Below are 22,721 nucleotides of genomic sequence, written 5' to 3'. Positions count from 1 at the left end.
TGACTAACACTAGCAAATCAGCAGTTATTTCGATTAAAGCCCAAGTGCCACTCAAGTGCGTTTGGGCTTTTTGCTATTTCCCCATCTTAATAAGTAAACTTGAGTAACAAGCGCTATAAAAGTAATCTAATCAACATCATTTACGAATATGCTGGTGACATAGTGACACAACCTGACTTCATTCCGCCTAAGCGCTCTAGTTTTAAAAAATATATTGCTTATGGGATGTCTTTTATCAGTGTCGTGCTCAGCCCTCAACTGCAAGCCAACTCCCAATGTCTGCTTCAGTCGCAAATCAACCAACTACAACATATTGAAAACCAAATAGCGCTAACAGAGCTCGATAACGGATTAATATTGAGACAAGTACACAGACCCGAACAAGCCACTGTCTCCATTGCCAGTCAATTTAATGTTGGTTCTAGGAACGAACCCAGTGGACAATCAGGCTATGCACACTTATTTGAGCACCTTCTGTTTAAAGGCAGCCTTAATGCACCAGCAGATAGCTACCCAAGAACCATGAGTGCAATAGGAGCTCAGTTTAATGCCAGTACTCATTTTGATTACACCAATTACTACGCCACTATCCCAGCTCAAGCCTTGGCTTTAAGTTTATTTTTAGAGGCTGATCGCTTTATTAACCCAGTGTTATCAGCTGAAACAGTCAACAATCAACAAGGTGCTGTCTTAGAGGAAATGGCAACTAGCATTGATAATCAACCCTACATACGTCCCGCTATGGAGTTTTTATTATCGCAAGTAAAAGGCAGTCCCTATGCACATGCGATTATTGGCAGTAAACAGGACGTCACCAGTGCTACAGCCTCAGCATTACAGACATTTCATCAACGTTACTATCGCCCTGACGCAATGCAATTATCCTTAGTAGGCCATTTAGAAGAAGACAGTCTTGCCCTTGTAAAACAGCACTTTTCAGGCTGGACATCACCAAATATTCCTCATGATAGCTTCGAACAACTCAGTATTAATGCTAAAGCAATTCAAACAGAAATCGTCGATGAGCGTGGTCCATGGCCAGCAATCCTTATGGCTTGGCATACTGTTGGAAGAGAGCATGCTGATTATGAAGCTATTTCTTTACTGCAAGGATATTTATTTCAAAACCTACGCAGCGCTCTCGCTAAGCAAACATTAGCATCGCCATCTCACATGCTCAGTTATTCAATTCCATTAACAATGGAGAATCACGGCGTCACCAATTTGGTTCTCGTCCCGCGGGCAAACACCTCACTAAATGAGCTACAGAAATTAACTGATTCACTATTTACCGACATCATGACCAATGGGATAACAGAGCAACAATTATGTGAACTTAAAACCTTAGCACTATCTCAACAGTTACAGCAGTTTTCGCACTCGCAAACACTTGCTAAACACTTATCAAATACAGCCAATAGAGATAAATATGCGCCATTAACGCAGCCATGGCAGCGTATTCAAGCAGTACTTCCTGATGATATATCGCGAGTTACCCAAGCGTATTTTATTGATAAAACAGTTCGAGTGGACTTGCTACCACCTTGGTACATTCGATGGGGTAAAAGCGTACTTGAAGTATTACCCCAAGGAATGGCTGAGACGCTAGAAGGCTGGGCGCTATAATGTTGATACAAAAAAACAAACATCCCAAACTCATTATTACCAGCAGCATGATAATGTTGGCATTAATGACATTAGGTTGTCAGCACTCACCCATTCACTTTACCGAAGCGCAAGCGCCGAACATTCCGTCATTTGACGTTCCAGAAAACCACACCTCTGCTAGCAATACGTCAACCGATTTATCCCGGTTATTGGCGGCTACTCAACAAGCACAATCTAAAGCTATAAAACCAGTTGCTTATCAGTTACCGCACACCATAACCTTAACAAAGCAGTTTCACGCTCATCAGTGGCCATCAAGTGCGGTTAATGACTCTGGGTTAAATCGACTATACTTAATCGGCATTTCAGCCCAGCAACCGATAACTCACCCCGATATTTTAGTTGAAGCTTTCAAGCAAAAACTTGAAGAAATGGCCAATACAACCTCCTACTCACCACAAATGGCAAGCTGCTTGAGCAGCATTAAGATAAGAGCCAGTCTTCATAGCGTAGGAATGACCATTGAATGCAGCGCAACCGATCAACAATTGCAGCAACAGCTCTGGCAGTTTTGGCAAAAAGGTGCGCTAAGCGACATCAATATTGCAACCGTCAAACGCAACTTGAAACTTAATAAACACATTGGTGCTTTTACTGGTTCTGAAATCGACACGACATTTCGCCAGCAGCTATTAGGACAACAGCACCCTTACAATCTCAATGTTCGCAATCAGTCAGCAATCAATGAGCTAGATAACACGACACTGCAAACTTTACACAACAAAATACGTCAGCAACTTCAATGGCATTTATTTATCCCCTCTCCAATAACTTCGGCTACACATGGTGTTGCTCAGAGCTCTTTGAATAGCCCATTGGATAGCCCATTGAATAGCCCATTGAATAGTCAATTGAATAACCTTTCGAGTAGCACTTCAACTAGCTCTGCCAACAAGCAAAACGCAACCATAACCAACTCTGATATTTTTGTGCCAACTTGGTTAGCCACAACTCAGCCTAACTTGACTAAAATACAACCAAATATCATTACCAACAGCACTGGTTCAGCAACAAAACAATCAACACAGACAATTCTTATCATTGACGCTAAAGATGCTGTTCAAACCCAAGCTCGAGCAGGCTTTGTGTTAGCAAAACCTGATCTGGTCAACACCACAAATCACCATCAAAATAGTACCGATTGCAAAACCATCGCAGCATTACTCGGTCGAAGTTACTCAGGGCGGCTATTTTATGATTTACGTGAAACACGTGGGCTCACATATGGTATTTACGGTCGCTGTGTCGATGCGCCATTAAGTCAATACCTGTATTTTTATGGCAGCACTTCACTAGAGAATTCTGGCGCATTCCTAAAAGGAATAATCGATCATACTCAGTTGTTAAAAGAACAAGCAGCTAAACAGACTGAAATTAATGCAGTGATCACTTACTTAATGGGTAAACAACAACTGGCAAGCGACCATAAATACGGCAAAGAAAGCCGTTATATTAACAACTTACTTTTAGGTAGAACAGCTAGCTTTGAGCAATTACAACATGAAACCCTTAACTCACTGACACCAAAAGCAATAACAACCATGGCTAACCATGTTTTTGAAGGTAATCCCGTTATTGTTTTGCGTGGCGATGCCGATAAAATCATCCCGGATCTAAATGAGAAGCTACCACACTGGCAAGTGATAACTATCTCTCCATAACAGTCTCACCATAACAAGCTTAGCGTTACAGCCTCTAATGAGAGACGCTGTAACCTAGCCAGCAAGCGATGCGCCGATAAGCTTTTTTGAGTAATTAACTGCGATCAAGCGGGTAGCGCTCGCAGGTATCAAGAATATTAAGCCAACTCACTTGGTTCGCTGTATGAATATGGTAATTCGGGTGAATAAGGTTTGGGTTGTCTAGCGAGCCAATGGTCAAAGTATAGTAGCCTGGGTGGCGAGTATCTCTAAAACTGATCGTACAGCCACATTGCTGACAAAAACCTCGGCGAACATGTTCAGAAGAGGCAAATTCGACGGGCTTGCCCGCAATCCACTCGACCTGCTCAACCTTAAAATCCATCCACGCTTGAAAAACAGCACCAGAAGATTTTTGACATTGACTGCAATGGCAATAATCCGCGTCAAAAGGACGATGTGTAATCTGATAGCGAATTGCACCGCATAAACATCCTCCTTGATGTATAAAATCATCAGAGCCGCGGCTCTGCTCAGATCCAGTAACATCTTGATTGCTTGGAGTTTCCTTTTCTTCAGTATTGATGTGATTATCACTCATGATACGCCCCGCTTTGTCGTCATTCCTTATGATCTATCAGATAGTAGTAACATGATAATGAATGGTTTTAAAGCCCCAAAAAAAAGCCCTCTAAGAGGGCTTTTTATCTCAACACTAATGTTAATTACATCGTGTTATTAGTAAGTTGCTTCACGCTTTTTAGCTTCAGCATCCCATTGTGGAACAAGGTCTTTTAAGAATTTTTGCTTATCAGCATTCATCTTATCCATGTCCATACCTAAGGCTTTTTGTGCTTTAGCTTTAGTCGAGATATCTGGAATAGCGATTGGCATTTTAACGCCTTTAGCTGCAAGTAATTGCGCTAACTTGATACGCGCATCAGCTGCTTTATCAACTGCGCCACCTAGAATACGTAATGCTTCAGCTGGAGCATGAGCAGCAACACCGTGAGATGCAGTTGCAAAGTCCCAACGCCATTGACTATGACGAATATCAGTTAAGATAGGTTTCATTTCCGCTTCAGTCGCACCAGCATCCCAAGCTGCACCTGCTTCGAAGTGAGCGTGTACAAGCTGAGTTTCAGCTCTTAGCTTAATTTCAGTAACACTTTTTTGATTCTCATGTGTTACTTCCATCATGAACTCTTTTGTTTTGCCTTCATGACAAGTTGCACAAGTTTCGTCGAAACGATCAAATGGGTTACCCACTTTATGGTCTGTGAACTTACCTTTACCGTTTGCTTTAGCAACACGTGGCATGTGACAGTCAGTACAACTTACGTTGTTTTTACCGTGCATACCTAACATCCAAGTTTCATAACCAGGGTGCTGTGCTTTTAACATAGGTGTTTTAGAAATTGCGTGAGTCCAATCAGCAAAGTTGATTGCGTCATAGTACACTTCCATTTCTTCAACAGTGGTACCGTTATCCCATGGGAATTTCACATAACCTTTACGGTCAGCTGTTTTCTCAAAGTAGTATTCAACGTGACACTGACCACAAACCATTGATTGCTTGTCTTTACGAGAAGCTTTATCAAATGGCTTATCAATGGCTTCTAAAGCACGGTCAACATATGGACGAGAAATACGTAATTTTGGTGAACCTTTTACGTGACAATCACTACAACCGATAGTGTTAACGATTTCAGGACCGCCTTTAGCCCATTTACCTTTGAAGTAACCGTCTTCACCTTGCTCTTCAATCATGCGAGGTACGTCAGGGCTTTTACAGCTCCAACAAGCCATAGGCATTGGGCCATCATCTGGTCCAGTCGGTGCACCAGTACGTAAAGTGTTACGCACATCAGTCACAGCATAGTGGTGACCACGTGCTTTATTGTAATCTTTAGCAAACCCGTAACCTGCCCATAACACAACTAGGTTTGGATCTTCTTCTAGCACATCAACAATTTCAGTACTTTCTGACGTTGCGTGCCAGCTTTCAAATTGCTGCTTATACTTGTCCTTGTAAACATCGTTACGAGGTTCAGTCTTATCACTAGCCATTGCACTAGTCATCATAAAACTGGTTGCCATCAATGCGCTAAGCGCAATAACTCTTCCTTTCATCTTCATCACCGTTCATCTCCGTGTTACATTTTATTTTAAATATTCACGACATCTCCATGAACAAACTTATCCATTTAAGGTTAAATTAAGAATACCCCTTTATGAGTATTGAACAATAAGCTTGCGCTAGATCAACATGTTAATATGTTGTACATCACATTTTTGATTATCTGTTAATATAAAACAGTCATCGCTAAAGTAATATTTGGCTATTATGAGCATTAAAAACAAACCAAAGTTGGATTTAAAATGACAAAACGAGGCAGCCTAACCTCCACTATTCTTAGACTAATGTTAGTCTTAATTTTCATTTCTTCCAGCTTGGCGGTGTATTCAATTATCAACCTTACTTTCAGTATTGGTGATGCCCGAGCAATCAATGCATCAGGCTCGCTCCGTATGCAAAGTTATCGGTTAAAATTATTTTTAGACAGAGATGAGAAATTACTGAATGAAAAGATAAGTTTATTCGAAGCAACACTCCACTCTGAAGCGTTAGAACGCTCATTAACTTGGTACAGTCCTGATGACTTGTCACAGCAATATTTATTGGTCATCAATAAGTGGGAACAAATGCGCTCCCACATTGAAAATAATCGACAAGATTTGTACTCAGCTTCGTTAAAAGATTTCGTTGATACAATTGATTTATTAGTGCTTGAAATGGAGCGCTTTGCAGCGCTCAAACTGCGTATTTTGGTCATAGGCCAAATCATCGGGTTATTTTTAATGTTGATTGTTGCCACCGCTGCTACCCGATACACTCGTATCAGAATGGTAGAGCCTATACTCCAATTGATGGATGTCGCCAACGCGATATCTAAGGGCAATTTCAAGGTTGATGTACCTCAGACAGAATATGTAGAGCTGCATGCACTAGGGGAAGCTTTCAAAAAAACCGCCTCTGAGCTCGATACTCTATATCAAGATCTTGAGGGGCAAGTGAATGACAAAACCATTGCGTTAACCCGTGCAAATAATGAGTTAAGTTTCTTATACGACAACCTTATTCGACTTCACGCCGACAGCTTAGATTATAAATCACTCAGTTCAGCACTCACTCATTTACAGCAGTTTGAAGATTTAGATTATGTCAGGCTGGTTATTGAACATGTTGATAACTCGGTCGATTGTATTGAAGCTGACAACGGCTGGATTGATACCAATAAGCAAGAACACACAGCTGATACAACCCAAGAAGCACAAATTAAACCGGTAAAATATAACCTACAATTAGAAGATAAAAGCCTAGGTTATATTGAGGTAATTTCGCATAAACCACTCAATAATATGCTATTTGTTAATTTTGCTATGATGCTAACCCGTTCAATTGTTATTCATAATGCGACAGAGGAAAGACAGCAGCTAGCATTAATGGAAGAACGAGCGGTAATAGCCAGAGAGCTCCATGATTCATTAGGACAACTTCTCTCCTATTTAAAAATTCAAGTCAGTTTGTTACGCAAACAAATGGACCCCAATTGTATTACTGACAAAGTTGAAACCCAGCTGATAGATATTAATGATGGAGTGAGCACCGCATACGGCCAGCTTAGAGAACTTTTATCAACCTTTAGATTAACCATCAAAGATCCTAATTTAGGCCAAGCAATTGAAGTAATGTTAAGCCAATTGCGTAAGCAGTCTGGTATTGAAATTAATCTTAACTATCAGCTCTCACCACACTTACTGGCAGCGAAACAACATATCCATGTTTTACAACTGACACGTGAAGCAACAATCAACGCAATCAAGCATGCAAAACCTTCAAAAATAGAAATTGATTGTTTTTTGGCAGATTCTGATATGATACACATCAATATCAAGGATGATGGAATTGGCGTGTCGCATCTAAAAGAACGAGATCAGCATTTTGGTATTGGGATCATGCATGAACGTGCAACTAAACTGCATGGCAGCGTCAAGTTTGATAATAATCCGAAGGGCGGCACAACAGTCTCTCTCGTATTTCCACCCCAGCAGGAGCCTCTAAATGGGTAAACCTTATTCAGTATTAGTAGTAGATGACCACCCGCTTCTTCGACGTGGTATTTGTCAGTTAATAACCTCAGACGGTGATTTTAAACTGTTTGGTGAAGCAGGAACGGGATTGGATGCGTTAACCGCCATCGGTGAAGACGAACCGGATATTATTCTGCTCGACTTAAATATGAAGGGCATGTCAGGCTTAGATACACTTAATGCAATGCGCCAAGAAGGAGTAACAGCCCGCATTGTTATTTTGACTGTATCAGATGCCAAACAAGATGTTGTTCGTCTGCTGCGAGCTGGGGCTGACGGATACTTACTCAAAGACACTGAGCCTGATTTATTACTTGAGCAACTTAAAAAAGCCATGCTAGGTCATCGTGTGATCAGCGACGAAGTTGAAGAGTATATTTACGAGCTGAAAAATGCTGACAATGATGAAACTTGGATAGCATCGCTCACACCACGTGAGCTGCAAATTCTTAAAGAGTTAGCAGAAGGCAAGAGTAATCGTGTTGTCGCAGAGGCACTGCATATCAGTGAAGGCACAGTAAAAGTGCATGTTAAAAACTTACTCCGTAAAGCCAATGCAAAATCCCGTACAGAAATGGCAGTAAGATATTTAAACCATTAGTCTTCAAACTGACTCAAAAAAGGCGAACCCTTAGGTTCGCCTTTTTATTGAAATGTAAACATTGAATACTTTATCTGTTGCTCATGTAAGCAAACCGCTATTGCTTAATAAACGAAATCCAGCTTTTTAGCGCTGTTTCAAAATCCTCAAGCCCACAAAACGATTCTGACTCCGCATCATACATGCTCATCGCCTCTTCTAGCTCAAAGTCTTCGTCAAAATCAATCGCGTTAACAAACACTCTAACCTGTTCACTATCAATGACCATAGCTAAGTCTTCGCTTTGCATTAACCATTCATTTTTCTTACTCGCACGAATAAGCTCGATTTGAGCTAATATCGCTTCGCAACGATTAACATCAGTAGCCAATTGCTCAGCAAAAAAACGCCCTAATATGGCATGCTCCATGCTAAATTCAGCAAACACAGTGCCGTCTAAACTGTTACGGCGAAACTCGTATTCCATGATAAAACTCAACTATAAGGCTTTGTTCTATTTTAACCGAAATTCCGGAAACCTGCTTAGTTACGACATGTAAATAATGAAAATGTCCTAATTGAATAAATTCACTCTATTTCGCCTTCAATGCTAATATTATTTTCATTAAGGATTAAACCCCAAATAAATAATGCTACAACAATAGGATACAAGGATACCTATGGATACAGGCTTTATATATTGCTTATTGTTAACGGGATCGAATGCGGGTAAAAGTTTATCAGCAAGTGAGCTTGAACAATGGCAACCTAATGACGGATTACTTTGGGTGCATCTTCGTTATAGCCATCCTGACGCTCAACAATGGATCATTAACGCCCAGTTGCCTCAAACCGAAACTGACACATTATTAGCAGAGCACACTCGCCCTCGTACATTGAGCTCTCCTGATGGTATTTTAATGGCACTGCGCGGCATAAACCTTAATCCTAATTCAGCGCCTGAAGATATGGTATCGATGCGAATCTATGCCCAGCAACATCGTATTATCTCCACCTGTGAGCGCCAACTGCAATCGGTTAAAGATATTGCCGAGCAGATCATTAACCACCCTAATAGTATTAACTCGAGTGCTAACTTTTTAGTGTCTTTGTGCGAACGATTAACCGAAAGAAAAATGGAGTTAATCCATAACCTTGAAGATGAACTCGACACCTTAGACGATCAAATCACCTTACCTAGCGCGGCAACGCTGCGAGTGGATATTGCTGAATTAAGAAAACAAACAGTGACCCTAAGGCGTTACTTCTCACCTCAAAGAGACGCATTATCTCGACTGCTCAATGATAGTCATTTCCTGTTTGATAATGAGCACAAATTACGCATACGTGAGATAAATGAAACCTTAATCAGAGTCATTGAAGATCTTGATGCTGTGCGTGATAGAGCAAGCGTAACTCAAGAGCAATTACAATCTCAGCAGTCGGAGCAGCTTAATAAACGGTTATATTTTCTTTCGTTAATCTCTGCGGTGTTTCTACCATTAGGTTTTTTAACTGGGTTACTAGGGGTCAATATTGGTGGTATTCCAGGCACTGACATCCCTTGGGCTTTTTCGGCATTTTGTGCGGGATTAATTGTTCTTATTGCGCTGCAAATGTGGCTTTTTTATCGCCTCAAGTGGCTATAAAGCCAATGTAGATAAATGTTCAGCCAGTATTTAGGCATAAAAAAAGGACGCGCTCAGCGTCCTTTTCTTTTTATCACAATTACTGAGCAGCTGGCGCTTCTTCAGTTTGTGCTTTCTCGATTGAAAGTAACTCAACTTCAAATACTAAAGTTGAATTAGCTGGAATAGTACCAGTATCACGTTCGCCGTAAGCAAGTTCTGATGGGATAACGAACTTGTACTTAGCGCCAACAGGCATTAACTGAACACCTTCAGTCCAACCAGGAATAACACGGTTTAATGGGAATTTAGCTGGTTCGCCACGGCTGTATGAGCTATCGAACTCAGTACCATCAATTAACGTACCTTTGTAATGTACTTCAACCGTATCTTCAGCAACTGGCGTTTCGCCTTCACCCGCTTCTAATACTTCGTATTGTAAACCAGATTCAGTTGTAACAACGCCTTCTTTCGCCTTGTTAGTTTCTAGGAACTTTTTACCTTCCTCAACTGCTTTGCTCGCCATTAACTCAGCTTGCTCTGTACGTTTTTCACTTAGCTTAGCATCAAGTCCTTGAAGTACTGTTTGCATTTCTTCTTCAGTTAACTCAAGCGTATCAGCTAGTCCATCACTGAAACCTTGAATAACAAGAGCACGATCAACAGCAAAACCTAGTTCTTCTTGTTCAGTAATATGACCTGCCATGTAACGACCAATTGAGCCACCAACACTGTAAGCTTCTTTTTGTGCATCAGTTGTTAATTCAACTTTCTTGGCAACAACTTCTTGTTCTTGGTTACATGCAGTAAGACCAACAACAGCCAATGCAACTAACGATAATTTGTAAATAGATTTCATTAAAGCTTCCTCAGCGTCCTTTAGCGGTTACAATAACCGGTAGGTAAAAATTTTGTATATATTTGGCCACTTTATACTAAATAAAGTGTTTTTAGCAATGGCCTGAATGATAACGCAGCCATTAAGACAACTTTTATAGGAGCAAGTTCATGTTTCGACTAATTATGCTGATTTTATGCATTTGCTCACTGACAGCCTGCCAGCCCAAGGCTGATAACGTCTTTAGTATTACGACTGACTCGAGTTATAGTGCGAGCTTGTCTCAAGATGCGCAGCTTGCCCTCGTCAGTACTTCAAGTAATGGGGTTCAATTATGGGATCTCAAGGAAGAAAGCTTAAAATATCGCTGGCAACACAGTAACAAGGCCGATAATACTATCAATAATGTGTTTGATACTGCATTTTCAGCCAATGCTCACTATGCAGCAACACTCACAACCGATTCATTAGCCATTTGGAATGTCGAAACAGGTCAATCTATCGGTTGGTGGTCACTGCCAGCATCGGCACAGTCAGTTGCGATTGCCAACAACGCCCAAACGTTAGTGGGATTAATTGATGGTTCTGTCATGTCACTAGCACCTGAGCAAAGTCTCATTAAGTTTTTAGGCCATAATGAGCGCGTCTCGAGTGTCTCTATTTCGGCAGATGGCCAACGTGCATTAACAGGCTCTAATGACGGACAAGTCATTTTATGGCAAGCCACTACAGGGCAACCGATTCACCAATGGCAGTTCAGCTCTCGTATCGGCAAAGTGCAATTAAATCAAAGTGGCTCACTCAGTTTCGCGAGTGATATTACCGGAAATGGAAATATCTATAACAACAGCGATGGCAAAGAAGTCACTTCATTAGCCATTAACCGCCGTCAAATGACCTTCAGCAGTGCTAGATTTATTCATCAGGATAAAATACTCGTCACAGGGTCACCCTCAAAAGAAATTATCCTTTGGCAAGTGCAATCGGGTAAAAAACTGGCCAATAGACAAATTCAGTTAACTAAAAACAGTCAAAATAGAGGCGCCGTTGTATACTCTATTGCAAGTGATGCTCAGCAAAATTTAGTCAGTATCAGTAATCAAGGTTTAGTTGAGTCATGGGGACCTCTACCTTAAAGCAATTCATCCCCATCAATGTGAGAGAAAAACATGCAAGATATGCAACAAAAAATTGATGATTTAGAAATGAAAATCGCTTTTCAAGATTCAACAATCGAAGAGCTAAACCAAGAAGTCATTAAATTAAATGATTTAGTTGCGTTCCAACAACATCAAATGTCATTAATCGTCAATAAACTGCAAGCGATGGAGCCAAGCAATATGGCAACCCAAGCAGAAGAAACACCACCGCCACACTATTAATGTGTCATTGCATTTTATTTGTTACATTGATTACTCATGAAATCAAAAACTAAGGTGTCCTAAGCAAAACGCGAAGTAAGCTTGTGCTACACCTAACTTATACAAGATTAACTGCAAACATTTAAGGAACGTTATGCCTGCAAGTGACATCATGACAATAGCCCAAACTGGCGAAACAATTTTAACCCGCCAAACACAAGCTGTGGTGACATTTGATCAAGCTTTGGTTCAGCTGGCTAACAGTATGATAGCAACAATGAACGCGGCTCATGGAGTGGGGATTGCAGCCCCACAAGTTTTCAGTAATTTAGCTATCTTTATCATGCATTCTAAACCTAACTCTCGTTATCCTGGCGCGCCACTCACCCAAGCGACTGTGGTGATTAACCCGCAAATTATTGCGGTGTCTGAAGAAATGGAAACAGAGAATGAAGGCTGTTTATCTATAGCGGGTCAACGTCTTGAAGTAACACGACATAAAAGCATCACTGTTCGTTATCAGTCACTTCAAGGCGATAGTATCGAGCAGCAATTGGACGGTTTTATCGCACGAATTTTTCAACATGAGTTTGACCATTTGCAAGGTATTACCTTGCTTGAACGGGTCAAGATGCCAGAACTGCAATATGTCAATCAAGCTGACTTTCCGATACCCAACCAGTCATACAATAACTTACATTCTCCATCACTCGACGGGCAAGGTGTGAGCCAATGAATAAATTGCTCAGTATTGCCTTAATCTGTTTCAGCTTAACTGGCTGCGCATATAATAGCGTTTTAATTAATTATCCATCTCAAATTGCGCCGATAAAACAAAACCTAGCCAGTCCCTCTCCTGCAGCCAAGCTGCCTGAGCTAGCTGCACAAATCGACAGTAATGATGGCTTGTTGTATGCACAAGAAGCGGGGAGAGTCGCTCAAGTCTCTGGTAACTTTGAAGCCAGTAAAACCTACTATGAACAAGCGATTAGCGCTTATAAAGCCTTTGATGACAGAGCCACAATTAGCGCCTCTGATCTGACTGCCACCGCCAGTAGTTTAGTATTAAACGATAATGCCATCCCTTATCGTGGACCGGGTTATGAGCGCATTATGGTGCATCAATATCAAGCCTTTAATTATCTCTTTTCTGGCGATGCACAGGGTGCATTAGTCGAAGTTCGCCGCAGTAACCAACTGCAAAGCAGTGAACAAGCACGCTACCAAAAATCTCAAAAGTCAGTTAGAGCAATGGCTAACGGTACGATTGATAGCGAAATTAACAAACTAGACCAAGCGACAGGTACTGTCACTAGCTCGTTTTTGAATGCTTACAGTTATTACACCACTGGCTTATTGCATGAGTTATTAGGTGAGCCTAATGATGCGTACATTGACTACCGAAAAGCCGCTCAAATCACTCCCAATAATAAGTACTTGCAACAAGACCTAGTTCGACTCGCCAAGCAACTTTCCATGCCGCAATATGATGAATTTAAACGTCGTTGGGGTGATGCTATTTTACCTAAAAAAGGTCAAGGCCAAGTAGTTATGGTGGTTGAAAAAGGCTTTGTACCAGAAAAACAAAGCCTAACGGTCCCCTTCACTATTGATGGCAACTGGCAAACCGTGTCACTTGCAACTTACCAGCCCCATAGGCAACAAATTGCACCATCCACAATCCAAGGGCTCGGAACAGTATTAAAAGCGGAACCTATTGCCAATATCGATGCCTTAGCAATTAATGCATTAAAAGAAGATTTACCTGCAGCCTTGGTGCGTCAAGCTGCGCGGGTCTATACTAAGTCTGAAATGACTCGAAGCGTCGAAAGTGGCAGTAAACGCCGTAATAACGAAGCAGATGCGGCGGCAATATTAATGCAAATTTTTAACGTTGTGACAGAGCAAGCTGACAGACGAAGTTGGTTAACCTTGCCTCGACAAGCACAAATTGCCCGCCAGTACATAGAGCCAGGCGAGTATCAAATCCGTTTAGGCAACAGTCCTGCGGCTAAAATTGATGTAAAACCAAACCGTGCAACATTAATTTGGGTGATAGAGACTGGAAATCAAACCCGTTTTTATTCAATAATTATCTAACTCGACTATTTATAAGTCATATTCAATATGGAACTTACTATGAAACATTTTAAACTGATTTTTGTTTTAGCCGCTGCAATCGGGCTATCAGCTTGTCAATCTAAGGTTGAGTATGGCGACGCAACTGAAGTAGAAACCGTCAATGAAAACTTTGGCTCAACGGATTTGCAAGCTATTGCTGCTAAAATGGTTGATAGCATGTTGACCTTCCCACCTGTGATTGTAATGACTCAAAACGATCGCCCAATTATCTTCGTCGACAAAATTAAAAATAAAACCTCAGAGCATATTGATACAGAATCTGTTACTGACACTATCAGCAACAAGTTACTTCGCTCAGGCAAGTTCCGCTTTATCGATATGACAAAAGTGGATGCGGTGCGTAAGCAGCTAGATTACCAAAACAATGCAGGAATGGTTGACCCATCAACAGCAATTAAATTTGGTCGCCAAGTTGGTGCGCAATACATGCTTTACGGCAACTTATCTAGCATCGTAAAACAAGATGGCAGCACAAAAGATGTTTACTACAAAATGACTATGCGCCTAATGGATCTAGAAACAGGTCTAATCGAGTGGTCTGATGAAAAAGAAATTCGTAAAGTAAAATCTAAGTCTTTCTTAGGTCTATAAACCTCTGATACCATAAAATTTAGCCGACCTTGAGTCGGCTTTTTTATAACCGTGAATATAACAATAATAAATTTAGGGAAGAAAAAGTGAAATTGTTTAAGTCGTCAATCGTCGCGCTAACTTGTGCCGGCCTGTTTGCTTGCTCAAGTACATCCAATATCGGTCTTACTGAGCGAGATGGCAGTGCTAATATTAGTCAGCAACAAGCGATGGCTCGCTCAACTATCATTTCTGAAGTCAACTACCAACTGCAATTTACATTAACTGGTGACACTCATTTTAATGCAAATACAACAGTAGACTTTATCCTCAGCAATAATAAAGAGCCGCTTACACTGGACTTAAACAAAGCCAACATCAGTAAATTTGTGGTGAATGGCAAAGCAATCTACCCCAACTACAATGATGCTTACCTCACCATTAACCCTCAGCTATTAAGTACGGGGCGCAATACCATTGAAGTGGAATATAGCCGTGAACACAGCACCAACGGTGAAGGCTTACACCGTTTTGTTGACCCTGTAGATAACAAAGTTTATCTCTATTCACACTTTGAACCAGCAGCAGCTCAACAAATGTTTGCCGTATTTGACCAACCAGACTTAAAAGCCACCTATAAGATTAGCGTCACAGCGCCTAAAGATTGGCATGTCATTAGTACCATGCGTGAAACACAAATCGACGAACAAGCAAATAGCAATGTTTGGACTTTCCCAGTTACCCCTAAATTAAGCCCATATAACTTTTCTATGCATGCAGGGCCTTACCATGTTTGGGAAGATAATAGTGGCAAATACCCGATGCGATTATTTGCTAGGCAGTCTGTCGCCGAGCAAGTCACCGCGAAGGACTGGTTTACCTACACTAAGCAAGGCCTAACCTTTTTTGATGACTACTTTGGCATCGAATACCCTTTCAAAAAATATGACCAATTATTAGTGCCAGACTTTTTATATGGTGCAATGGAGAATGCAGCAGCAGTCACCTTTGCAGAAAACCGATTCATGTATAAAGACACGATGACCGCAGCGCAAAAGCAGCGACTTGCTGGAGTTATTATGCATGAAATGGCTCACCAATGGTTTGGTGATTTAGTCACGATGAAATGGTGGAATGGCTTATGGTTAAATGAAAGCTTTGCATCATTTATGGGTACCTTAGCAACCAGTGAAGCCACTGAGTTTACCCATGCATGGCGTACATTTTACGCCCATGGAAAACAAAGCGCTTATCGTCAAGATAGCTTAGTGACGACTCACCCAATAGAAGTCCCAGTCCCCACCAGCATGAATGCATTTGATAATATTGATGCAATTACCTATTACAAAGGGGCGTCAACACTAAAGCAATTACGTCACTTACTGGGTGAGGACACTTTTCAGCAAGGGGTTCAGCAGTACCTAGAAAAATACAGTTACCAAAATGCTGAGCTCGATGACTTTATTGGCAGCTTGGCACAAGCCAGTAACCGAGATTTATCTCAATGGACTCAAGCGTGGCTATATCAAGCTGGTGTTAACACACTTGAAGCTGATTTTCGTTGTGAAAATGGCCGCATAAGCCAATTCAATTTACTGCAAACCGCGCCAAGCAACGAGCTACCAACTTTACGAGAGCAACGAGTTCAAGTCGCCCTATTTAATGTTAGTCGTTATTCTGTCCACTCAGGTCCTAAAGTTGCCGTGACTTATAAAGGAGAGAAAACCGCAGTGCCAGAGCTTATTGGTAAGCACTGTCCTAATTTGGTTTACCCCAATTTTGATGATTGGGGCTACGTTAAGGTGACTCTCGATGAGCAGTCATTTCAAACCGCTAAAGAGCAGCTAAGTAAAGTCAACGATCCGCTGCTTAGGTCAATGTTATGGCAGAGCATGTGGGATAGTGTTGCTGATGGAAAAGCGTCTTTAAAACAATTTATCAATGTTGCACTGGTTAATGCCCCTAAGGAGCAGGATTACACTATTTTAGGGCAAGTTATCGGCAACTTGAAACAAGCACAACGATACCTGAACAGCATGGCGCCGAATCATCAAGCCTATGCACAAAAAGTTAACCGCGCGCTGAGCCAAATGAGCTTACGTATGGCTATGCAGCATCATGATAACCCTGACTTCCAACGTCGCTGGTTTGATAGTTATATCGCCATGGCGAACAGTCGTGATGCATTAGATCATTTAGCCGATCTTCTTAGCGGCCATAGTGCGATTAGAGGCTTGAATATTAACCAAGATCTACGCTGGAAAATCATTATCCAACTTAACCGTTATGATTACCCAAATAGTGCCAAACTACTTGCAAGAGAGAAACAAGCAGACAGTTCTGATAGCGGCCAAAAATCTGCAATAGCGGCAGAAGTCAGTCGGCCACAAGCGCAAATAAAGCGCCAATGGCTGCACAATATTGAACACGATACAGACATGCCTTTCTCTAAGTTACGAGTGGCGATGAATTATTTATACCCAAGTGAACAAAAGCTACTCAGTGCAGCAACGGCAGAAGAGCGCTTAGCCAATATTGCAGAAACAGATAAAAAGGGCCCAGTATTTATGCGGGCTTACAATCGTGCGTTAATCCCAACAGCTTGCAACAATGCCAATATTGCAGCCATCAACCGAGTATTAGATACCGAAACGGGCTTATCTCAAATGACGCGTCGCGCACTACTTGAGGCACGCCAAAAAGAACAAGGTTGCGTGAAAATCAGTGAAATGCTGAATCAATAAGTTATTATTTAAATCGCTAACATATCAAATGCCGTTTCTTCATAGAAACGGCATTGTTTTATTGATGCGAAACCTCTTGTAATCTATGGCAATAAACCATTAAAGCCATTAAAGCCATTAAAGCCATTAAAGCCATTAAAGCCATTAAAGCCATTGTCTTGTCATTTATTACTGACTCAAAAAATAGCTAAGCTGCACCATCATTAAGGCATCGCTTAAAAACCCTGTTTGGGTAGCGACGGGTTATCGTCGGGGTATCAAACTCAGAAGATGAATATGATGTCGTTTGAGGATTTTGTGATTTTTCGGCTAAAAAATCATGTAGGTTCAATAATTCTGATTGGCCGAACCTCTCATCAGTATTACTTGCTACTGTATCTCCTATTCCACTTGCCGCTTCCTTTTCCTCTTTATTTGCCTCTTTGTCTCCAATACCTGTTGCAATCACCATTAACTCAAGCTCAGATTCAAGTTCAGGGACAATAGTCAGCCCAATAATGACCACCGCTTTATCAGCTAACGCTTGTTGTAATATTTCACCTATTTTATGGTACTGACTAAGCTCGATTTGCTCTGTCGCCATGACACTGACAATGGCACCTTTTGCAGAAGTTAAATCAATATCTTCCAATAATGGATTTTTCAGCGACTTATTGATGGTGTGCTGTAACTCTTCATCAGCAGCTTGCCTTGCCACCCCCATCGCCGCGCGGCCTCGATGGCTAACCACGGTAATAAAATCATTTAAATCGATATTAATCAGTCCAGACTGACTAATAATGGTCGTTAATCCCGCTAATACATCCTGCAAAATTCGATTACTTTCAAAAAAAGCATTCACTAAAGTAATCTTTTTATCCAAGGTTTTAGCAAGCTTATCATTAGGCAACACAATCACTGCCGATGCGTGCTGCATCAAATTATCTATGCCTTCTTTTGCCAGTTGGTTTCGTTGCAGTCCCTCAAAGCTAAATGGCGTGGTAACCACAGCAACCAAAGGCTTATTTAATTCTGCTGCTAAGGAGGCAATAAAAGGAACCGCACCCGTTCCTGTTCCGCCTCCCATACCACCGGTGATGAAAATGACATCAGCTTGTTGGATATGCTCTCTTAATTGTTCTTCAGACTCTTGCGCCGCTGCATATCCCTTTTTAGGATCGGCGCCGGCACCCAAACCTTTTGTCACTTCGGTGCCGATTTGTAGGCGTGAGCTGCACGCTGATACGGCCAGTGATTGCGCATCGGTATTCACAGCAATCAGCACGACATTGTCACTTAATGAAGACTGGCTTAATTGATTAATGGTATTGCATCCACAACCTCCAACGCCAAAAACGGCAATACAAGGGGCTTGGGGATGTTTAGGCTTAATATCTAACATAAGTCACTCTCCTTACTATGTTATCAATAGCCTAACCTCAAGGTGCGACAAACTAAGTCGTAACGTTTTGATACTGCCTAGACATTTTATTAATTAAACGGGCAAAGTGATCCCTGAGCCTTTCTGGAGCAATAACTTCAACGTTGTCAGCCATCTCCCATAAGAAAGCTCTTAGTCTTGGCGTATCACTCACACTGGCATTTACCTTATATTGTCCACTTGATAAGTACTCAATGGTTTGGTTTTCGCTTAGTTTAGATTGATGGAAGATGAAATTAGCTTTTGGCGATACGTGTAACTCTATGTCAATTAACGTCGATGAATTATCAATACCAGTTCGAGCAATATCAAAATCATCTCGAGTAATTGCTGGCGTCTCAAGCAGACGAATATCTCTTAATTGCTCGATAGACTGAACATAGCGTTTTTCATGAGCAGACCCAACAGTAAAAGCCAATAAAGCGACCCCCTCTGAAATAGTGATACCTTCGGGATTTATCGGTTCGTAGTTAATCCAATAACTTTTGCCTTTAATCATTTTTTGAATTTGGCAAGCCAGCTGGCGCTTGTGCAACAATGCATACTGAACCGTCTCAAACGCTTTTGGATCTTGCTCTGCGTAAATAAGCGGAAAGGGCTTGGGTAACTGAGCAACTCGGCATGCCCAATACAACCATGGATTATTAGGATCGCTCGCCAACACTTGATCAGCCCGTTCAAAATATGGCGTAAGCTGTTTTAAACTTTGCGGAGGCAATAACTGACTGGCGCTGTGCTTAAGCGTGTGAAATGCGAGCGCCATATGTTGATCCATCAAAGTCAGGTTTAGCCCACGCCAGCAAGCTGCAATTGACCAACCAAATGGTTTATTGCGATCGTCCAATTCAAGACCAAATAATCCCATGTCACACATTGCTTTCAGTTCGCGCTGCACAGTTCTTAAACCGACATCAAAATCTCGGCTATTGAGCCTATCTGTCAACTCATTCGCCGTTATACGCCTAGGGTGATTAGGTATTTGTTCGAGCATGGCAAGTTGCCGCTGAATATTGGTCTGCATAAAGCATCATCTCCATTTCTAGAGTATTTAGCTTAATACTAACCTGCGACAAAATCTGTCGCAGCAAGATATTTTTATTTAAAAATAAATAAGTTACTTAGAGAAATAGATGAGAATAAACAGGTTGTATTGGACAAGCTGAGTTAGCTTCGCAATGTGAATGTCATCATAATAGGCGCATGATCTGTGCTGTCACTGTCCCGCTCGTATTCAGGTCTCACAAGGTGACGATCATGGGTTTGATAATCACTGACTTCGGCAAGGTTTTTAGGATGGCTAGCATCGAATTCACATGAAGCCAAAATATAATCCAATACTGAACCAGTATTGCCAAAATAGTGAGTTGCTTGACGCGCATATTTAAGAGGGTCTACAGGTGGTAAAACATCTTCTGCAATATCGGAATCTTCATCATGCAAACCTGACTCATACTCATCCTGCGCTAAAGTAGCATTCAATTTTTTTCTGGTCTGAAACAGCTCATATGTATCGAACAAACTGAATTCAGCAAAAGCGTCAGCTAACATTTTATCGTTCAATAATCTCAAGCTAGGATCGATAATATCATTACGAAATACTCGCTTACCGTTCGCTCTAAAAGCCTCTAATGCTGTGCTTTGCAACGTGTCATTAAAGTCACCCATTAATATTACTGGCAGCTGAGTTTTAGTGCGCTGCTTGGTGATTTCATTAAACAATAAAGCCGCTTCACTCCCACGTTGCATATTTGACGCCCAACTGCCAAGTGCTTGGCGAGCCATTAAATCGGCACCACCTTGCATACCTGACTCGGCAAGAGTATCGACTCCCATGCCACTGCGTTTAGATTTTAAATGCACCACATAACACTCGCACTCTCCAAACTCAGGTAATGCAATTTTTGCCCGTAGAGGTTTACGACTAAAGCTAAAATCATTAGCAATCCCCATAAGCGGCAACAAGGTTGCATCAGGTGTCACTAATGCGGATTCAATAATGGGATATTTGGATGCAATCGCCACCACAGGGCTTTGATAAACATAATCACTGATTAAACTAGGCTCATCTAAAGCGGCAAAATATTGATACCCTAATGGTGCCAATAACGCTTTTAATGCATCCGGACTAAACACTTCCTGAAAACCAATAATGTCAGGTTGATGTACCTCTAAATAATCGCAAATCCAATTGCACTTTTTCTGCCATTGCTGATGAGAATAGATATTTTCAAAGTCATAATACGCTGATGGCGGTTCAATAAAATTAAATAAATTAAACGAAACTACTTTAAAAATCGGAGATTTTTTTTGCTCATTGTTACTGCTTTTTTGAGTCACGAAAAATGCCTTAGGAACCCTATTCTGACTACAGGTTAAAGCTAAAAAGATTGAGTGTCGATGATAATTATCTATGGTTGCAAAAAGATTTTATCTATCTTAATTATCCAATATCCGCTGAAAAAAATGATCCTAAATTAGCAACTGCCGTATTACCCCTCGAAATCAGCGCATGAATTCAGCAATCAAACAGAAATTATTTAGCTCGTTTAAGAAACACTTTTGAGGAAAGAACGATGAAAAGGATCTACTCTCTTGCACTATGCTGTTCACTGATTGGTTTAACCGCTTGTTCAGATGATGACGATGATACAATTACAACAATTGATGCTGACGAAACGCCAGTTGCTACTTACGCAGACATACGTGTGATTCATGCTGGTAGCGACGCCCCAATGGTTAATGTGACTGCCGATGGTGCAACGCTATTAAGTGATGTGGACTACGCCATGTCTAGTGGGTTGTTAGAAGTTGCCACAGACACTTATTCAATCGCAGTTGATGCACAACTTGCTGACGGCACAACGCTTACCGTACTTGAAGCAGAACTTGCAGTGGCTGAAGATATGGAATATACCGCCGTTGCTCTGGGTAAGGTAAGTGACGAAACCCTAATGCTCAAACTTATCGCTAATGAAGAATCTGACATCACTGCTGATAACGCTCGGGTACAAGTGTTACATGCAACACCAAGCGTAGGCCTTGTTGATATATATGTGACAGAACCAATGGTCGATATCACCATGATGGATCCTACCCTGTCAGCCAACTACATGGACAACAGCGATCAATTAGAAGTCCCCACAAGCGACTACCAAATTAGAATTACTCCAGCAGGTGACAAAACGGTTGTTTTCGACTCAGGTACGGTCAATTTAGCTGCTGGAATGGATTACTTTATCTCTGCTATTCCAAATGAATGGTCAGGAGACTCACCAGTCGCCCTACTTGTTGCACTACCAGAAGGGCAAGTCCTTCTGAATGACGTTAATAGTGGTAGCGATATTCGTGTCGTACATGCAGTAGCTGATGCCCCCGCTGTAGATGTTTTCTTAGACGGCAGCACAACACCAGCTATTGATATGCTTTCATTTGGTAATTTCGCAGGCTACGTCAATATTCCAGAAGGCATGCACACTGTGACGGTAGCAGCAGATGCTGACAATTCGGTCGAAGTGATTAAAGATGCAGCTGTCGATCTGATGCAAGGCGCCAGTTATTCAGTCCTCGCTGTTGGCTCTCTTGCTGACAATGATATTAGCCCATGGGCTTTTGCAGAGCACACTCGACGCATTGCTACTGAAGCAAGACTAAATGTTATTCACGCATCTTATTCTGCTGGTAATGTTGATGTCTACCTAACACCAACAGCCGATATCAGTGATGCTGATCCAGCGCTAACAGATGTGTCATTTAAAGCAGCATCAGGCAGTTTAAGTGTTGCACCAGGTGATTACACCGTAAGTGTAACAGTAACAGGAACCAAAACCGTCGCCATAGGCCCACTTGCCGTATCATTAGCAGGAAATGGGTTATACAGCGTAGCTGCTGTTGATGCAGAAAATGACACTTCAATGTTCTCTGTCATTTTAATGGACGACTTTGTTGCCGAAGAATAGGCACCCAACACTGAAATGA

At 41.5% G+C, this 22,721-nt stretch carries 19 protein-coding genes; 12 read left to right on the top strand and 7 right to left on the bottom strand.

All coding sequences use genetic code 11. The annotated features are described in order from the left end of the window. The first annotated feature begins 162 nt into the window (after nt 1-162). On the top strand, nt 163-1,626 hold the full coding sequence (locus J8L86_RS07175; protein ID WP_348772648.1) for a pitrilysin family protein: 1,464 nt from the start codon (nt 163-165) through the stop codon (nt 1,624-1,626). After that, complete coding sequence (locus tag J8L86_RS07170) at nt 1,626-3,329, top strand: insulinase family protein (RefSeq protein WP_211029529.1); 1,704 nt, start codon at nt 1,626-1,628, stop codon at nt 3,327-3,329. Before J8L86_RS07175 ends, J8L86_RS07170 begins: the two co-directional genes overlap by 1 nt. A 94-nt stretch (nt 3,330-3,423) precedes the next feature. On the opposite strand, the gene J8L86_RS07165 is transcribed toward J8L86_RS07170, so the two are convergent. Next, nucleotides 3,424-3,909, bottom strand: coding sequence for a GFA family protein (locus J8L86_RS07165; protein ID WP_211029527.1), 486 nt, complete (start codon nt 3,907-3,909; stop codon nt 3,424-3,426). A 137-nt stretch (nt 3,910-4,046) separates the two neighbouring features. Beyond that, nucleotides 4,047-5,447 (bottom strand): ammonia-forming nitrite reductase cytochrome c552 subunit, encoded by a 1,401-nt coding sequence (gene nrfA / locus J8L86_RS07160; protein ID WP_055025119.1) that lies wholly within the window; start codon nt 5,445-5,447, stop codon nt 4,047-4,049. A 243-nt stretch (nt 5,448-5,690) separates the two neighbouring features. On the opposite strand from nrfA, the gene narQ reads away from it, so the two are divergent. Together narQ and J8L86_RS07150 are read left to right on the top strand one after the other, a co-directional pair. Then, nucleotides 5,691-7,442: a nitrate/nitrite two-component system sensor histidine kinase NarQ gene (narQ, locus tag J8L86_RS07155; RefSeq protein WP_065109519.1), complete on the top strand. Its 1,752-nt coding sequence runs from the start codon at nt 5,691-5,693 to the stop codon at nt 7,440-7,442. Then, nucleotides 7,435-8,064, top strand: a complete 630-nt coding sequence (locus J8L86_RS07150; protein WP_055025117.1) for a response regulator — start codon at nt 7,435-7,437, stop codon at nt 8,062-8,064. Before narQ ends, J8L86_RS07150 begins: the two co-directional genes overlap by 8 nt. A gap of 97 nt (nt 8,065-8,161) precedes the next feature. Here J8L86_RS07150 and J8L86_RS07145 read toward each other — a convergent pair whose 3' ends face one another. Next, entirely contained in the window at nt 8,162-8,530 is a 369-nt protein-coding gene (locus J8L86_RS07145; protein WP_055025116.1) for a YacL family protein, read from the bottom strand. 193 nt (nt 8,531-8,723) lie between these two features. On the opposite strand from J8L86_RS07145, the gene J8L86_RS07140 reads away from it, so the two are divergent. Then, entirely contained in the window at nt 8,724-9,692 is a 969-nt protein-coding gene (locus J8L86_RS07140; protein WP_080916640.1) for a zinc transporter ZntB, read from the top strand. Nucleotides 9,693-9,771: 79 nt separating this feature from the next. Here the strand turns inward: J8L86_RS07140 and fkpA are convergent, their stop codons facing one another. Then, a complete protein-coding gene (fkpA, locus tag J8L86_RS07135; RefSeq protein ID WP_055025114.1) occupies nt 9,772-10,530 on the bottom strand; it encodes an FKBP-type peptidyl-prolyl cis-trans isomerase in 759 nt (252 codons plus the stop codon). Nucleotides 10,531-10,679: 149 nt separating this feature from the next. Here fkpA and J8L86_RS07130 point away from each other — a divergent pair, with 149 nt between their 5' ends. From J8L86_RS07130 to pepN, 6 genes are all read left to right on the top strand, one after another. Further along, nucleotides 10,680-11,645 (top strand): hypothetical protein, encoded by a 966-nt coding sequence (locus J8L86_RS07130; protein WP_065109518.1) that lies wholly within the window; start codon nt 10,680-10,682, stop codon nt 11,643-11,645. Nucleotides 11,646-11,678: 33 nt separating this feature from the next. Next, nucleotides 11,679-11,891, top strand: coding sequence for a SlyX family protein (locus tag J8L86_RS07125; protein ID WP_055025112.1), 213 nt, complete (start codon nt 11,679-11,681; stop codon nt 11,889-11,891). Nucleotides 11,892-12,024: 133 nt separating this feature from the next. Further along, nucleotides 12,025-12,606, top strand: coding sequence for a peptide deformylase (gene def / locus J8L86_RS07120; RefSeq protein ID WP_211029518.1), 582 nt, complete (start codon nt 12,025-12,027; stop codon nt 12,604-12,606). Beyond that, nucleotides 12,603-13,970 carry a hypothetical protein gene (locus J8L86_RS07115; protein WP_055025111.1) on the top strand — a complete coding sequence of 456 codons (1,368 nt, stop codon included), beginning with the start codon at nt 12,603-12,605 and terminating at the stop codon, nt 13,968-13,970. Before def ends, J8L86_RS07115 begins: the two co-directional genes overlap by 4 nt. A gap of 39 nt (nt 13,971-14,009) precedes the next feature. Then, nucleotides 14,010-14,603, top strand: a complete 594-nt coding sequence (gene lpoB, locus J8L86_RS07110) for a penicillin-binding protein activator LpoB (protein ID WP_174567611.1) — start codon at nt 14,010-14,012, stop codon at nt 14,601-14,603. Nucleotides 14,604-14,689: 86 nt separating this feature from the next. Then, nucleotides 14,690-17,326 carry an aminopeptidase N gene (gene pepN, locus J8L86_RS07105; RefSeq protein WP_065109516.1) on the top strand — a complete coding sequence of 879 codons (2,637 nt, stop codon included), beginning with the start codon at nt 14,690-14,692 and terminating at the stop codon, nt 17,324-17,326. A 187-nt stretch (nt 17,327-17,513) separates the two neighbouring features. Here pepN and ftsZ read toward each other — a convergent pair whose 3' ends face one another. The 3 genes from ftsZ to J8L86_RS07090 all read right to left on the bottom strand — a co-directional run bounded on the left by ftsZ (nt 17,514) and on the right by J8L86_RS07090 (nt 21,083). Then, the gene (ftsZ, locus tag J8L86_RS07100; RefSeq protein ID WP_065109515.1) at nt 17,514-18,707 is read right to left on the bottom strand and encodes a cell division protein FtsZ; all 1,194 of its coding nucleotides are present in this window, start codon (nt 18,705-18,707) and stop codon (nt 17,514-17,516) included. Between the two features lie 52 nt (nt 18,708-18,759). Beyond that, nucleotides 18,760-19,767: a WYL domain-containing protein gene (locus tag J8L86_RS07095; protein WP_065109514.1), complete on the bottom strand. Its 1,008-nt coding sequence runs from the start codon at nt 19,765-19,767 to the stop codon at nt 18,760-18,762. A gap of 143 nt (nt 19,768-19,910) precedes the next feature. Then, nucleotides 19,911-21,083, bottom strand: a complete 1,173-nt coding sequence (locus J8L86_RS07090; protein WP_211029516.1) for an endonuclease/exonuclease/phosphatase family protein — start codon at nt 21,081-21,083, stop codon at nt 19,911-19,913. A gap of 236 nt (nt 21,084-21,319) precedes the next feature. Between J8L86_RS07090 and J8L86_RS07085 the strand changes: the two genes are divergently transcribed. Beyond that, complete coding sequence (locus J8L86_RS07085) at nt 21,320-22,702, top strand: DUF4397 domain-containing protein (protein WP_211029514.1); 1,383 nt, start codon at nt 21,320-21,322, stop codon at nt 22,700-22,702. The last annotated feature ends 19 nt before the right edge of the window (nt 22,703-22,721 follow it).

Origin of the sequence: Shewanella sp. MMG014, assembly GCF_018100775.1 — a bacterium.
Taxonomy (GTDB): Bacteria; Pseudomonadota; Gammaproteobacteria; order Enterobacterales; family Shewanellaceae; genus Shewanella; species Shewanella japonica.
The sequence above is the reverse complement of the archived record's forward strand: the minus strand, read 5'-3'. Positions and strand labels throughout refer to the sequence as shown.

Coding starts and splice junctions, on each gene's coding strand:
- J8L86_RS07125 (WP_055025112.1), top strand. CDS start 11,679: ATGCAAGATATGCAACAAAAAATTGATGATTTAGAAATGAAAATCGCT.
- nrfA (WP_055025119.1), bottom strand. CDS start 5,447: ATGAAGATGAAAGGAAGAGTTATTGCGCTTAGCGCATTGATGGCAACC.
- J8L86_RS07170 (WP_211029529.1), top strand. CDS start 1,626: ATGTTGATACAAAAAAACAAACATCCCAAACTCATTATTACCAGCAGC.
- J8L86_RS07115 (WP_055025111.1), top strand. CDS start 12,603: ATGAATAAATTGCTCAGTATTGCCTTAATCTGTTTCAGCTTAACTGGC.
- ftsZ (WP_065109515.1), bottom strand. CDS start 18,707: ATGTTAGATATTAAGCCTAAACATCCCCAAGCCCCTTGTATTGCCGTT.
- J8L86_RS07085 (WP_211029514.1), top strand. CDS start 21,320: ATGAAAAGGATCTACTCTCTTGCACTATGCTGTTCACTGATTGGTTTA.
- fkpA (WP_055025114.1), bottom strand. CDS start 10,530: ATGAAATCTATTTACAAATTATCGTTAGTTGCATTGGCTGTTGTTGGT.
- lpoB (WP_174567611.1), top strand. CDS start 14,010: ATGAAACATTTTAAACTGATTTTTGTTTTAGCCGCTGCAATCGGGCTA.
- J8L86_RS07130 (WP_065109518.1), top strand. CDS start 10,680: ATGTTTCGACTAATTATGCTGATTTTATGCATTTGCTCACTGACAGCC.
- def (WP_211029518.1), top strand. CDS start 12,025: ATGCCTGCAAGTGACATCATGACAATAGCCCAAACTGGCGAAACAATT.
- J8L86_RS07145 (WP_055025116.1), bottom strand. CDS start 8,530: ATGGAATACGAGTTTCGCCGTAACAGTTTAGACGGCACTGTGTTTGCT.
- J8L86_RS07140 (WP_080916640.1), top strand. CDS start 8,724: ATGGATACAGGCTTTATATATTGCTTATTGTTAACGGGATCGAATGCG.
- J8L86_RS07150 (WP_055025117.1), top strand. CDS start 7,435: ATGGGTAAACCTTATTCAGTATTAGTAGTAGATGACCACCCGCTTCTT.
- J8L86_RS07165 (WP_211029527.1), bottom strand. CDS start 3,909: ATGAGTGATAATCACATCAATACTGAAGAAAAGGAAACTCCAAGCAAT.
- narQ (WP_065109519.1), top strand. CDS start 5,691: ATGACAAAACGAGGCAGCCTAACCTCCACTATTCTTAGACTAATGTTA.
- J8L86_RS07095 (WP_065109514.1), bottom strand. CDS start 19,767: ATGCAGACCAATATTCAGCGGCAACTTGCCATGCTCGAACAAATACCT.